12 protein-coding genes are annotated in these 14,009 nt (G+C 69.3%); 6 read left to right on the top strand and 6 right to left on the bottom strand.

Annotation, left to right across the window (positions count from 1 at the left end):
• Positions 1-83 precede the first annotated feature (83 nt).
• Positions 84-737, bottom strand: coding sequence for a hypothetical protein (locus HDA44_RS18670; protein ID WP_184836163.1), 654 nt, complete (start codon positions 735-737; stop codon positions 84-86).
• 204 nt (positions 738-941) lie between these two features.
• The gene (locus HDA44_RS18675; RefSeq protein WP_184836165.1) at positions 942-1,763 is read right to left on the bottom strand and encodes a tryptophan 2,3-dioxygenase; all 822 of its coding nucleotides are present in this window, start codon (positions 1,761-1,763) and stop codon (positions 942-944) included.
• Positions 1,764-1,842: 79 nt separating this feature from the next.
• Here HDA44_RS18675 and HDA44_RS18680 point away from each other — a divergent pair, with 79 nt between their 5' ends.
• The 6 genes from HDA44_RS18680 (at position 1,843) to HDA44_RS18705 (ending at position 9,060) form a co-directional block, all read left to right on the top strand.
• Positions 1,843-2,352: a hypothetical protein gene (locus HDA44_RS18680; RefSeq protein ID WP_184836167.1), complete on the top strand. Its 510-nt coding sequence runs from the start codon at positions 1,843-1,845 to the stop codon at positions 2,350-2,352.
• Between the two features lie 116 nt (positions 2,353-2,468).
• Positions 2,469-3,941 carry a glycoside hydrolase family 76 protein gene (locus HDA44_RS18685; RefSeq protein WP_184836169.1) on the top strand — a complete coding sequence of 491 codons (1,473 nt, stop codon included), beginning with the start codon at positions 2,469-2,471 and terminating at the stop codon, positions 3,939-3,941.
• A gap of 18 nt (positions 3,942-3,959) precedes the next feature.
• Complete coding sequence (locus HDA44_RS18690; protein ID WP_184836171.1) at positions 3,960-5,378, top strand: hypothetical protein; 1,419 nt, start codon at positions 3,960-3,962, stop codon at positions 5,376-5,378.
• Positions 5,379-5,394: 16 nt separating this feature from the next.
• Entirely contained in the window at positions 5,395-5,886 is a 492-nt protein-coding gene (locus tag HDA44_RS18695; RefSeq protein ID WP_184836173.1) for a DUF2505 domain-containing protein, read from the top strand.
• Positions 5,887-5,974: 88 nt separating this feature from the next.
• Positions 5,975-6,190, top strand: coding sequence for a hypothetical protein (locus tag HDA44_RS18700; protein ID WP_184844914.1), 216 nt, complete (start codon positions 5,975-5,977; stop codon positions 6,188-6,190).
• A gap of 98 nt (positions 6,191-6,288) precedes the next feature.
• On the top strand, positions 6,289-9,060 hold the full coding sequence (locus HDA44_RS18705) for an AfsR/SARP family transcriptional regulator (protein ID WP_184836175.1): 2,772 nt from the start codon (positions 6,289-6,291) through the stop codon (positions 9,058-9,060).
• 40 nt (positions 9,061-9,100) lie between these two features.
• Here the strand turns inward: HDA44_RS18705 and pruA are convergent, their stop codons facing one another.
• The 4 genes from pruA to HDA44_RS18725 all read right to left on the bottom strand — a co-directional run bounded on the left by pruA (position 9,101) and on the right by HDA44_RS18725 (position 13,854).
• The gene (pruA, locus tag HDA44_RS18710; RefSeq protein WP_184836177.1) at positions 9,101-10,729 is read right to left on the bottom strand and encodes an L-glutamate gamma-semialdehyde dehydrogenase; all 1,629 of its coding nucleotides are present in this window, start codon (positions 10,727-10,729) and stop codon (positions 9,101-9,103) included.
• A 162-nt stretch (positions 10,730-10,891) separates the two neighbouring features.
• Positions 10,892-11,815, bottom strand: coding sequence for a non-homologous end joining protein Ku (gene ku / locus HDA44_RS18715; protein ID WP_184836179.1), 924 nt, complete (start codon positions 11,813-11,815; stop codon positions 10,892-10,894).
• 15 nt (positions 11,816-11,830) lie between these two features.
• Complete coding sequence (locus tag HDA44_RS18720) at positions 11,831-12,376, bottom strand: DUF6912 family protein (RefSeq protein WP_184836181.1); 546 nt, start codon at positions 12,374-12,376, stop codon at positions 11,831-11,833.
• Entirely contained in the window at positions 12,373-13,854 is a 1,482-nt protein-coding gene (locus HDA44_RS18725; RefSeq protein ID WP_184836183.1) for a WS/DGAT/MGAT family O-acyltransferase, read from the bottom strand. Before HDA44_RS18725 ends, HDA44_RS18720 begins: the two co-directional genes overlap by 4 nt.
• Positions 13,855-14,009 lie beyond the last annotated feature (155 nt).

Consider the following 14,009-nt stretch of genomic DNA (forward strand, 5'->3'; position numbering starts at 1 on the left):
ACCTGAGGGTAACCGCCGCCACCCCAAGCCACCCTCAAGCGGTTGTTAAGCCCGCTTCCCGGAAACTTTCCGGGAGTAGTCGGCTAGTTGTTTCCGGAAACCGGCTCATCACCGGTGGGTGGCTCGGTTGGGGTGGGCGGGGGTTTCAGGCCGACGGTGCGGAGTTCGAGGGTGGCGAGCTCGGCGATCACCGCGCGGTCGCCCTCGCGCCAGGCGGTCACGGGGTCGGCGGAGATCCGGGCGAGCTTGTGCATCGGCTGATTGGCCATCGCGCGCAAGGCGAAAAGATCAAGATCGGCGGCGTTGTCGATGAACCTCTGGGCCGCGGTCGCCCGGCGTACGAACCGCACTCGGAAGGGCACCCAGAGCAGTACGGCGAAGAGCACCGGCAGGCCGATCGTCACGCCCGCCAGCACGTACGCGAGCTGCTCGACCGCGTGGGCCTGATCCCGCCCGGCCTCGGCCAGTTTCCCAGCCGCGCCCGCGACGCCGTCGATCGGCGACCGCAACTGGTCCCCCACCGCCGGAACCTTCCCGACCGGCTCAGACAGCTGCCGCAGGTTCCCGACGATCCCGTCCCCCGCCTCGGCCGCCTTCCGCCCCGGCGCCCCCAACGCGTTCGTGACCCGGAAAACCACCCGCCCCAACTCCACACAGACCCAAACCCACCCCACCAGCAGCAAGTCCCCCACCACCTGCCCCACCCGCCGCACCCCAACCTCGGAGTAGACCTTCACACCATCAGTCCTTCCAGCCGAACTAGTGCCCCGCGTCGGTGATTGTTTCAGTGATTGCGGTGTCCAGGTGCGTGCATCGTGGTGGCGGAGGGGCAGCCTCGATGCTTTTCCATCGTGGCTGTTCCTCCGCCGCCGCGAGGTGCGTGCCTGGGCGCCGCAAGCACGAAAGAATCACCGACGCGGGGCACTAGCGGGACGGAAGGACTATAGGTTCGAGCGGAGGTTCCAGAGGAGGGGGTAGTAGCGGAGGTCGAGGCGGCTGCGGAGGTAGGTGGCGCCGGAGGAGCCGCCGGTGCCTGGTTTTGTGCCGATCATGCGTTCGACCATGACGACGTGGCGGGCGCGCCAGGCGGCGGCCAGTTCGTCGTGCTGGAGGATGGCTTCGGCCAGCTCCCAGATGGCGGCGTAGTGAGCCCGGTCGCGGGCCACGGTCCGGAGGGCGTGCCGGACGGAGTCCTCGGACCCGGTGTCGAAACCGGCCTTGCTGAGGACCTCCAGGAACGCGTCCCAGAGCGTCGGTTCCTCCAGGCGGCGACGGAGACGGTCCTTCTCCACCTCGGTCAGGCCACGGAACCGGCGTACGAAGGACGGATCCTTCGCGCCGGACAGGAACTCGATCTCGCGGAACTGCACCGACTGGAACCCGGAAGCCGGCGACAACCGGTGCCGGAACTCGCCGAAGTCCTGCGGGGTCATCGTCTCCAGGATGTCGACCTGCTGCGTCAGCGTCCGCTCGATCGTGTGTACCCGCCGGAGCAGATGCTCCGCCAGCCACAACTCACCCGACAGCATGGCGTCGCGGGAGGCGGTCAGCTCGTGCAGCACCTGCTTGAACCACAGCTCGTACACCTGGTGGATGGTGATGAACAGCAGCTCGTCGTGCGCGGGCGGATCGGATTCCAGCCGCTGCTGGTCCAGTAGCTCGGTCAGGCGTAGGTAGCTCCCGTACGTGAGCCGGCCGCCGTCCTCCCCGAAGTGCACGTCGACGCCGCCCCACTGCCCCGTCACCCCATCACCAGTGCTCATGACCGGAGACTAACTGACGGTTCGTGACTGGTCAGTGATTCGTTCGTTGGACCTTGGGTACGCCGAGCTGAGGAGTTGCATGACCGCCACGGTCGAAACGCCGATCGTCCCAGGGCCGGTACAGGGGCCGACGCGGGAAGAACCGTCGATCGAGGCGCTGCTGCTCGACGAGTACCGGTCGCTGGTCCACCTCGCCTATCTGATCCTCCCGCCTGCGATCAGCCGGCCGAGGCGGATCGCGGCCGCCCACGCCGTCGTACACCGCGCCCTCCCACCCAGCTTCACCTTTCCGCCGGACGCGGTCCCGGAGGGCGCCGGCGAGCGGCGCGCTGGAGTTTCCGCGACGGGGCCGCGCGAGTTCATGCGCCTGCGGGTGGTGGAGGAGGCGACCAGGCAGGCTGCGTCGCGGTCGGTCCTGGCACGGCTCGGGAGCGTGCTGGCACCGGCCGACGGGCTCGGCTTCGAGCCGTGCTCCACCCGCGCCGACCGCACCGCGATCACCCGCCGCCGCGCCCGCGGCCGCCGCGTCGCCGTCATCACCACCGTCGCCGTCACCGCCGCGATCCTCCTCGCCCTCCTCGCCTCCTGACCCGCCCGCTCCGCACCCACCGTGGTCGCGTGAGCTGGGGATTCGCCTTGACGGGGTGTTGCCGGGCGTTTACCTTCGGTGGCACCGCATTCTTCCTACCGCCCCAGGGAGATCCGATGCTTGTTGGAATCGTTTCCAGCCTCACTCTCTCCAGCATTGCCCTGATCGCACCGCTCGGCGCACCCGCCCCGCCGGCGCCCGAAACCCCACCGGTGACCATGTCGACCCAGGCGACGATCTGCAACAAGTACTGCGATGCCCGCGACCCGGCGCTCGCCCCGAAGGAGCGCATCCCCGTCTCCACCACGCTCTTCGGGCGTACGATCGCGCTGCACCTCGATGACGACGACGCGATGGGCTGGGCCGCGATCGAGAACGGGAATCCCGGCGACGAGGTGTGGCTGGACCGTTCGATGGACGGCGGCCGGACCTGGACCGGCGGCAGCCGGCTCGGCAACGCCGCGATCCCCGCCGGGCAGCGCGGCCGGCGAACGCTGATGTACAACGTCGACGACTGGAACAACCTCGGCGTCGGCTCGCTGCGTGCCTGCGGCAAGGCAGGCGACCGGCCGGACATCGCGTGTACGCCCTGGGCGCGCGTCGACTGGAACGCCTGGGACCGCCGCACCGCGGCCGCCACCGCGATCATGCAGGACTACAACCTCGGCACCGGCCTGTTCGACACCACCGGCTGGTGGAATTCGGCCAACGCCCTGAACGCGCTGATCGACAACATCCGGATCAGCGGCATGCACAGCTACCAGTACGCGATCGCGCGCACGTACGACCTGAATCTGAACAAGTTCGAAGGCCAGTTCCGCAACGACTACATCGACGACACCGGCTGGTGGGGTCTCGCGTGGGTTGCCGCGTACGACCTGACCGGCGACGCGCGGTACCTGCAGACCGCCCGCGCCGACGCGGACCACATGGCCGCGTACTGGGACAACACGTGCGGCGGTGGCGTGTGGTGGAGCGAAGCGAAAACGTACAAGAACGCGATCTCCAATTCCCTGTACATCCAGCTCAACGCGCAGTTGCACACCCGGATCGCCGGCGACACGACCTACTTGCAGCGCGCGCGGTCCGGCTGGACGTGGTTCCAGCAGACCGGGATGATCAACGGCTCGAACCTGGTCAACGACGGCATCGACTTGTCCACATGCAAGAACAACGGTGACACCGCGTGGACGTACAACCAGGGCGTACTGATCGGAGCACTCACCGAGTTGTCGAAGGCAACGAACAATTCGGCGTACCTGACCTCCGCACGCCAATTGGCCGATGCATCGACGACGGCGACGGGATTGCACACGAGTGATGGGATCTTGCGTGAGCCGTGTGAAGGCGGTGATTGTGGCTCCGACGGTCCGTCGTTCAAGGGCGCGCATGTCCGTGGGCTCGGCAAGCTCAACGCGGCGCTCGGCGATCACCCGTACACGTCCTATCTGCAACGCCAGGCCGATCGGGCGTACGCGGCCGACCGTACGCCGATGGATCACTACGGGCTGCGCTGGTACGGCCCGGTCGACAAGCTCGACGCCGCGCGGCAGCAGTCGGCGCTCGATCTGCTCAACGCGGCCCCTTAGCGGAGGTACGTTCGCCGGGTGACGACGATCTACGAGCGCGACAACTGCCGGCTGACGCTGGAGCTCGGTGACCGGATCGAGTACACGCTCGAAGCCGACAGCCGCCACGTCGTCAGTACGCCGCTGAACGGCCTGACCGCACTGGTCACGTACCTCGAACCCGGCGGTGCCGAGGACGGCAGCGCCCGGTTGGCGACCGCCAGCCGGGCCGCGGCGGTACGGGACGGGTTCGAGCGCTATGCGGCCGGAACGATCGCGGCCGAGCTCCGCCGCTGGTGTCACCAGGCCGGCCTCTCCGCCGAGTGGTCGATCGACGGCCGCAGCACCCATCGCGAGCACATCATCACGACCGTCCCGCAACCGTGCACCGGCCGTACGGTCACTCTGAGCGTGGCATTCTGGACACCGGGAGACGCGGACGAGATCTCGTTCACCGAGGAGTACCGTGCCCCGGCGGAGATCCTCGGCTACAGCTACGGCATCGGCCTGCCGTACGACGCCCTGCCCCACCTCCTCGAAGCAGACCACACGCCCGGCAACCCCGAGCACCGCCTGGTCGCGGCGATCCAGGAACTAGTTGCCAACGGCACCATCAATCCGCTGGCCGGCCAAGGCGTCGTTCGCGACCTGTTCGAGGGCTGGTGCCGTGAGTCCGGCGTACGCTCCCGCCCGCGCGGCATCGATCGACGCGAACCACTGATCCAGGTCCCGACCCGGTCGGATCAACAAGCAGCGGTAAGCCTGACGATCGGCTCGGCAACCCGGCAGATCGGCTTCCAGGAAGGCTGGGGACCCGACGGACAACCCTGGCGCGACGCCCTGTACCAGCTGCAGTTCGACCACGACCAGCTCGACACACTCCTGCCCTGGTTGACGAATCGAGCCGGTCCGATCGACGACCGGCTCCAGCCGGACGACGCGATGGTCGCCGCCTGGCGCGTACTGGCCGAGCGTGGCGAACTGACGCCGCGCCGCCCGATGGAGATCCGCGACCGCGTCGCCGGTTGGCTGACCGAAGCAGGCGTGACCTTCCGCAGTTACGGATCGGCGTGGCGCGAGACGCTGCTCCGCGTACACCGCCCGAACGACTGCATCTTCACGCTGACGTTGACGATCGACCCGGACGCGCGCGCCAAAGGCATCCTGTTCACCGAGTTCTACGACTACGGACCGAGCGGCGACGATCCCGGTCGCGAGTACGGGTACAGCGTGCATGCTCCGTACGCCGACCTGGACGTACTCGCGGACGCGTACGCGCCGGGGACCGCTGGACCGGCGCCGGAACGACTGATCGGCGCGTTCAAGGACCTGGTCGCGGCCGGCGTACTCGGTGACGGGATGGCGCTGAAGGCCAATCAGGCCGTCGTGCTGCGTGATTTCCGGGCGGCCGGCGTCGACGCGACACCCGACGTGTGGGTATGGCTGAACTCGGACTGAATGTCATGATGGCGCCATGGAGCTGAAGCTTTCGGCGTCGTACGACGCCACCCCCGAGGAAGTGTTCGCGATCGTCACCGACCCCGCCTTCCGCGAGCAGGCCTGCGAGAAGACCAAGGCGCTGTCGTACGACGTGCGGGTGAGCACGTCCGGGGGTGACACGATCGTCTCGGTGACCCGGAAGATGGAGGCCGTCGACATCCCGGACATGGCGAAGAAGTTCGTCGGCGAGACGCTGACCGTGGTGCAGACCGAGACCTGGCACGCGGCCGCGGCGGACGGTTCGCGGACCGCGGACGTGACCGGCGAGATCTCCAACACCCCGGTCACGCTGAAGGGCACCGCGCGGATCGCGACGTCCGGCGCGCAGACCGTGCAGTCGATCGACCTGGACGTGAAGGTCAACGTCCCGCTGATCGGCAAGAAGCTGGAGCCGACCGTGGTCGAGGCGATCGAGTCCGGCCTGCGCAAGGAACACGACCTCGGCCGCGAGTGGGCCGGCCGCTGAGCGGTTGGCAAGCCGTGTCGTTGCGCTGAACGGCTCACCTCCGGTGGCAATCTGAACTGAAGGATCGCACCGGAGGTGACCCGTTCTCATGTTGCGGAAGAAGCACGCCCGAACCGGCACGAATCAGTCTGACCGGGACCAGTCGGGCGCGGATCAGTACTGCGCGTTCTGTGCCGCCGTGATGCCGTTCGAGCGGATCGAACCATCGGGCTACCTGGTGGACGAGCCGGACGAATGGATCTGCGTCCGCTGCGGCTCCGCCCTGATCGTCGACCCGCCCCTGCAGGACACCCGCACGGCCTGACCTCAGCGGCTGCGGTTGCCCCACCCTTGACAGTGCGAAGTCGCTGCACGTGGCCTTGCGCCGAACTATGCTGACCGGCACGAGGCTGGGGGGCACCGATGCATTTCGGCGTACTGGGGACACTGCACATCCTGAGCGACGCGGGTGCGGTGCTGACGATCGCTTCCGGCAAGCAGCGGTTGGTGCTGGCGCTGCTGCTGATCCGGCCGAACCAGCCCCTCTCGGCGGAGTACCTCCTGGACAGGTTGTGGGGCGACCGTCCACCACGCAACGCCCGCACCAACCTTCAGGTGTACGTGCATCGCCTCCGCCAGGTCCTTGGCGAACACCGGATCGCGCACGGACCAGGCGGGTACCGGCTGGCGGTCGCTCCGCACGAGCTGGACGCGTTGGAGTTCGAACGCCTCTCGGCCGCCGGTCGTCCGGCGGAAGCACTCGCCCTCTGGCGCGGTGACCCGTACGCCGATGTCACCGACGTCGATGAGCTCCGCGACGAGGCTGCCCGGCTGACCGAGGGCCGGCTGACCACGAACGAGGACTGGTACGGCACCGAGCTCGACGCCGGCCGGCACCACCGGCTGATCCCCGAACTGCAGGCATTCGTCGAGCAGAACCCGTTGCGGGAGCGCTCTCGCGGCCAGCTGATGCTCGCCCTGTACCGAAGCGGCCGGACCGCCGAGGCGCTGGAGTCTTACCGCGCGGCGCGCAGCCGGATGATCGATGAGCTGGGCATCGAGCCGGGACCGGACCTGCGCCGCCTGGAACAACGCATCCTGGAGCACGATCCCGGGCTGAAGCAGGACCGCGAGCTGGAGGCAGCCGATCCCGCACCGCCGGCCCGCCACGTACCGGCCGAGCTGCCACCGCTGAGTACGACGTTCACCGGCCGCCGCACCGAGGTGAAGAGCGTCACCGAGTACCTGACCGTGCCGCCGACCGATGGTGCGGTCACGGTGATCGCGGTCAGCGGACCGGGCGGGGTCGGCAAGTCGGCCCTCGCCCTGCAGACCGCGCACCCGGCGGCGCACACCTTCCCGGGCGGTCAGCTGTACGTCGACCTGCGTGGTTCGACTCCCGGAGCCGAACCGTCCGTCCCGGCCGCGGTACTGGCCCGCCTGCTCCGATCGCTGGGCGTCACCGAGGACCGGATTCCGGCCGGTCAGGACGAGTTGGCGGCGATGTTCCGGTCACTCACCAGCGCCGCGCGGACCCTGGTCGTACTGGACAACGCGGCTGACGCGGCACAGGTCCGTCCGCTGCTGCCAGGTGCCGGCAGCGCGGTCGTGGTCACCAGCCGGGTGGTGCCGTCGACGCTCGACGGGGCGCTGCACGTCCGGCTCGACACCCTCGAGAACGACGCATCCCTCGATTTGCTAGGCCGGTTGGCCGGCCGGGCCCGGATCGATGCCGACCCGGAAGCTGCCGCCGAGCTCATCCAGTTGTGCGGCGGTCTGCCGCTGGCGCTCCGGATCGCCGGGGCACGCCTGGCCGCCCGACCGGACTGGTCGATCGCCGAGCTGGCCGCGCGTCTCGCCGACGATCGGGTGCGGTTGACCGAGCTGGAGCACAGCGACCTGGCCGTCCGGCCGAGTTTCGCCGTCAGCTTCGACGCGTTGTCCACGGACGCCGGCCGCGTACTCGTACACCTCGGGGTTCTCGGTCTGACCAGCGTCGGCGTTCCGGTCGTCGCGGCGATGGCCGGCCGGGGCGACGTACGCCGCGACCTGGACGAACTGATCGAAGCGCAACTCCTGCAACCGGCCGGCGACCGGTACGTACTCCACGACCTGGTCCGGCTCTTCGCCCGCGAAGTGGCCGAGCGGGCTCTCAGCACGGCCGAGCGGAACCGGGCGCTGCGCGACGTGATGGCACACTACGTCGCGACCGCACGCGTGATCGCGCTGCGGATCGGCGGCGAGCGAGCCTGCTGGCGTACGTCGGCCGGTCCCGCGGTGGACGCCGAACCGGCCGTGATCACCGATGGGGACGCGGCGGCGGACTGGGTGCGCGCCGAGCTGGCGAACGTGATGCAGGTCGCCGGACAGGTCCGCGAGCTTCCTGGCGGCGCCGACCTGGTCGGCAGTTTTGTGGCCGCTGGCAACTATGTGCTCAGCGGGCTGGCGCGCACCGCCGAGCAGATCACCCTCGGCCGAATGGTCCTCGCCGCCGGCGCCACCGACCAGCTGCGTACCTTCGCGCAACTGGAATTGGCGCTGACCACCATGTCGCTGCGGCAGCACGAGGCTTCGATCCACCACGGACGGGCAGCCGTCGACGGGTTCATCGCCATCGGGGACACCTTCGGCGAGGCCAGCGCGGCCGGATGGCTCGGCTACGTACTCGCTGACATCGGCCGGTTCGAGGAAGCGTTCGAGATGTTGTGGCGCGCGATCGAGATCCGCCGCCTGACCGGTGACCGCTTCGGCGCGATCGCGACCGCGAACCAGCTCGGACTCGTCTACCGCGCGTCCGGAAACCTGGCCGAAGCCGAGAGGGTGCTGCACGACGCGGTACTCAGAATGCGCGAGCTGGCTGCCGAAGCGGAGCTCCCGCCCCGGCAGCACGTCCTGCAGGCGGTCCTGCTGGGCAACCTCGCCAAGGTGTACGCGAGGACGGACCGCCCGCGCGAGACCATCACCTGTCTTGAGCAGGCCGCCGACCTCGTGACGGGCACCGGGCATGACCGGCTGGTGCCGAAGTTCATCTGGGGCATCGGCGACGCTCTCGCCCAACTCGGCGAGCACGCCGAAGCACGTGCCCGCTGGGAACAGGCCCTGGAACTCGGCCGATCCGCCGGGATCATCAGCCAGGCCGAGGCCGCCGACATCCTCGGCTCCCCCACGCCCACCCGGCCGGCTGCTCTGCGCTGACCGACCGGGCCGTGAGTGTTCGGGCCGTGGAGTGTTCGGGTCAGCCCTGGTGCGGGTAGCGGTAGTCGGTCGGCGGGGCGAAGGTTTCCTTCATCGAGCGGGGCGAGGCCCAGCGGATCAGGTTCCACATCGAGCCGGCCTTGTCGTTCGTCCCGGAGGCGCGGGCGCCGCCGAAGGGCTGCTGCCCGACGACCGCGCCGGTCGGCTTGTCGTTGACGTAGAAGTTGCCGGCCGCGAACCGCAGGAACTCCGCCGCTTCCGCCACCGCGTGCCGGTCCTGCGCGATCACCGCACCGGTCAGACCGTACGGCGCCGAGTGCTCCATGCCCTTCATCACCGCCGCGTAGTCCGCGTCGTCGTACACGTGCACGCCGAGGATCGGGCCGAAGTACTCGGTCGTGAAGATCTCGTCGGTCGGGTCGTCCGAGACCAGCAGCGTCGGGCGGACGAAGTACCCCTCGCTGTCGTCATAGGTGCCACCGGCAACAACCTCGACGGAGCCGGTCGCGTGGGCCCGGTCCAGCGCCGCCTTGTGCTTGGCGAACGCGCGGTCGTCGATGACCGCACCGATGAAGTTCGACAGGTCGGTGACGTCGCCCATCGTCAGCGAGTCGGTCTCGGCGATCAGGTCGTCACGAATGAGGTTCCACACCGAGCGCGGCACGTACGAACGCGAGGCCGCCGAGCACTTCTGCCCCTGGTACTCGAACGCGCCCCGCACCATCGCGGTCTTCAGCACCGCCGGGTCGGCCGACGGGTGCGCCAGGATGAAGTCCTTGCCGCCGGTCTCGCCGACCAGCCGCGGGTACGTCCGGTAGGACGCGATGTTCGTACCGACCGTGCCCCACAGCGACTGGAACGTCTTCGTCGAACCGGTGAAGTGGATGCCGGCCAGATCAGGGTGCGTCAGCGCGGCCTTGCTGACCTCGATGCCGTCGCCGGTGACCAGGTTGATCACGCCGGCCGGAAGCCCGGCGGCTTCGAACAGCCGCATCGTCCAGTGCGCCGCGAACTGCTGCGTCGGCGACGGCTTCCACACCACCGTGTTGCCCATCAGCGCCGGCGCGGACGGCAGGTTCCCGGCGATCGCGGTGAAGTTGAAGGGCGTGATCGCGTACACGAAACCCTCGAGCGGGCGGTAGTCGACCCGGTTCCAGACGCCCGGCGACGAGATCGGCTGGTCGCTGACGATCTGCCGCGCGAACGCCACGTTGAACCGGAGGAAGTCGATCAGCTCACAGGCCGCGTCGATCTCGGCCTGCTGGACCGTCTTCGACTGACCGAGCATGGTGGCCGCGTTCAGCGTGTCCCGCCACGGCCCGGCCAGCAGATCGGCCGCCTTCAGGAAGATCGCGGCCCGGTCGTCGAAGGACAGCGCGCGCCAGGCCGGAGCAGCCGCCAGCGCGGCGTCGACGGCGGCCTTGCCGTCCGCCTCGGTCGCGTTACCGAGCGTACCCAGCACGTGGGCGTGCTTGTGCGGCTGCACCACCTGGATCGGGGCACCGCCGCCCAGCTTCTGCTCGCCACCGATCGTGCAGGTCAGCTCGATCGCGCCCGCCGACGAGAACTCCTTGAGCTTCGCCTCCAGGCTGACCCGCTCGCTCGAACCGGGCGCGTACCCCTTCACTGGCTCGTTGGCGGGCGTCGGAACGACGGTGACGGCATCCATGCTGCGGACTCCTCGATCGTGTGGTGGGACCGTGCCAAGGTGCGCCGGTACGGATGGGCGCCGCACCCCGCAAGTACACCTGCATCGTGCCACGCGAAAGCCCAGACCACGAACCCAACTGGTACGCCCTGTGGACAACCGGCCGGGCCCGTGCGACGCGGCTCACGCCGACTTCTTGGTGGCCTTCTTCGCGGTCTTCTTCGCCGGGGTCTTCTTGGCAGCGGCCGCCTTCTTGGCCGGGGCCTTCTTCGCGGCGGCCTTCTTCGCCGCCGCCTTCTTCGCCGGCTCCTCCGCCGAGCCACCCGCGCGGCGCGCCTTGGCGGCCTCCACCGACGCCCGCAGCGCGGCGACCAGGTCGACCACCTCGGCGCCCTCGGTCTCCTCCTCCTCGGACTCCGGCAGCGGTACGCCCTCCGCCTTCGCCTCGACCACCTTCTCCAGCGCCACCCGGTACTCGTCGTGGTACTGGTCCGGGTCGAACTCACCGCGCAGCGTGTCGATGTACGACGACGCCATCGCCTTCTCCTGGGACCGGATCTCGACGTCCTCCGGCGGCGCCGCGAACGCCTTGTCCCGGATCTCGTCCGGCCAGAGCATCACCTGCAGCACCAGGACGTCGTCGACCGTCCGGAGCAGCCCAAGGCTCTCCCGGGACCGGAGCGCGACCTTCACCAGCGCGTACAGCTCGGAGCCCTCCAGGGCGTCCCGGAGCAGCACGTACGGCTTGGCGCCTGGCCCGCCGTCCGCGGCCAGGTAGTACGACTTGCCCAAATAAAGCGGGTCGACTTGGTCGGCCGGCACGAACTCCAGCACGTCGATGACCTTCTTGCTGGACAGCGGCAGGTCCGCGAAGTCGTCCGAGTCCAGCACCACCATCCGCCCGTCCGGCATCTCGTACCCCTTGCCGATGTCGGAGTAGGGCACTTCCTCGCCGTCGATGGAGCAGATCCGTTTGTACTTGATCCGGCCCCCGTCGGCCACGTGCACCTGGCGGAACGAGATGTCCTTCTCCTCGGTCGCGGAGAACACCTTGATCGGGATCGTCACCATCCCGAACGAGATGGCACCCTTCCAGATCGCCTGCATCGCCATCAGCTCCCGTCAGTCCGACCCATGGGCCGACCCGTTGGCCGACCGGCCGCGCGGCCCCTCCGCCGCGAGCAGGTCGGGGATCTCCTGTGTCGCATACCACATCAGGTCTTCACCCTCGCACGAATCCAGGGCGAACACCGCGTCGTCGTCACCGTTCTGGGCGGCTTCCCAGCTGTCGGCGGCCTTCCGCACCACCGGCACCGCGGCCGCCGTGTCCAGGTGCACCGAGGCCACCATCCGCCACGGAATCACCACATGCAGCTCCAGCCGGGCGTCGCCGAGCCGCACCGACCCGTCGGCCGGCGGCACCGCGCTCACCTCGGCCGCGATCACCACCCGTCTCCGGGCAGTACCCGAATCGGCCGCGAGCAGTCCGACCGAGGCGCGGGCGGCCTGCGCCATCGCGGCGTACTCCAGCTCCTCCTCGTCGCCCTCGGTGTACCACTCCCGGAGCGCCGGCGTGACGGCGTACGCCGCCAGCGGGGCCGGCCCGAGCTCCCCCGCGTTGCACGCGGCGCTCAGCAACCGCAGCGTGGATGGGATGTAGACCCTCATGAACCCGCCTTCTTGGGCTGTGTGTTCTTCGGTGCGGAGCGGGGTTTCTTCCGGCCCCGGGAGGCCCGGTTCCGGCTGCCCTTGGTGGTGTCCAGCAACTCGTCCAGCGCATCGCTCAGGCACTGGGCGAAAACCGCCAGGTCCGGCATCGCGGTCCGGTCCGCGTTCAGCCCGTAGTACACCTTCCCGTCGTACGACGTGACGCCGACGGACAGGCCCTGCCCGGGCATCAGCGGCACCACCGGGTACGACGCCAGCATCGGCGCGCCCTGGGCGTACAGCGGGAACTGTGGACCCGGCACGTTGGTGATCACCACGTCGTCGATCGGCCGGACCGTGGTGGTCGCGACCCGCGCCGCGAGCGAGTGCAGCGTCGTCGGCGCGAACCCGGCGATCCCGACCAGCGAGCGGGCGCTGACCGCGCGGCCGGTGTCCTTGTGCACCTTGGTCTGGTACGAGATCTGGTGCATCCGCATCACCGGGGAGTTCTCCCCGACCGGCAGGTTCACGGTCGAGGCGATCACCCGGGAGCCGAGCGAGGTCGGTTCGTCGTCCTCGTCGTCGCGGATGCTGACCGGAACCACGGCCCGTACGCTCCGGGTCGGGCCGACGCCCTCGCCCCGGGTCATCATCCAGGCCCGGAACCCACCCGCGACGACCGCGAGGATGACGTCGTTGACCGTGCCGCCGTGGGCGGCGCGGATGGTCCGGTAGTCCTCCAGGTCGGTCTGCACGGTGGTGAACCGGCGCTGACCCGACGTCTTGACGTGCAGTGAGCTCTCCTGGGCGTGCCGCTGCGCGGCCAGCGAGCCGACCACGTCGCCGAGCACCTCGCGGACCGAGGTGGAGCCGGTCAGGCTGGCCATCTCGGCGCGGGCCAGCTCCAGCACCGCGGCCGGATGCCGGGTGGCGTCGGCGAACACGCCGGCGAGCAGCTCCAGCGCGGACGGCGGGTGCTCCGGCTGCCAGGTGTCGGTCGGGGTCTCGCGTGGGTGGGCGGTCGAGTCCAGCACCACCTGCCCGATGTCGACCGTGCTGTTGCCGTCGACAAGCGCTTGATGGGACTTGGCGATGATCGCGAACCGGTCGCCTTGCAGGCCCTCGACCAGGTACATCTCCCAGAGCGGGCGGGCCCGGTCCAGGCGCCGGGACATGATCCGGGCGACCAGCTCCAGCAGCTGCGCGTGCGTCCCCGGCCGGGGCAGCGCGGAGCGCCGGACGTGGAAGGTGATGTCGAACTCCTCGTCGTCCACCCAGACCGGCCCGGCGAACCGCCCGGGGATCTGCTGGACCCGCTGCCGGTACCGCGGCACGAACGCGATCCGGTCCCGGATCAGCGCGACCAGGCTCTCGTAGTCGAACCCCTCGTCGCCGTGCACCGGCGGCTCGAAGATGTCGACCGTACCGACATGCATCGGCGTGGCCGGCGACTCAGCCTTGAGAAAGGTGAGGTCGAGCGAGGTCAGCCGATCAGGCATTCCGGAGTCACCTTCCTCTCTGTTTCCACTCTCCCGTCACCCTAGCGGCAGCCACCGACAGCGGGCTGCGACACTGGCCGTACGGGAACACTGAGCTAATCGTGTTCGTCTGGCAAGGGGGCGTGTGTTTGCGCCCCTTGAATTCACTTCACCCC

The sequence above is a fragment of the Kribbella solani genome (assembly GCF_014205295.1).
In the GTDB taxonomy this organism is placed as follows: Bacteria; Actinomycetota; Actinomycetes; order Propionibacteriales; family Kribbellaceae; genus Kribbella; species Kribbella solani.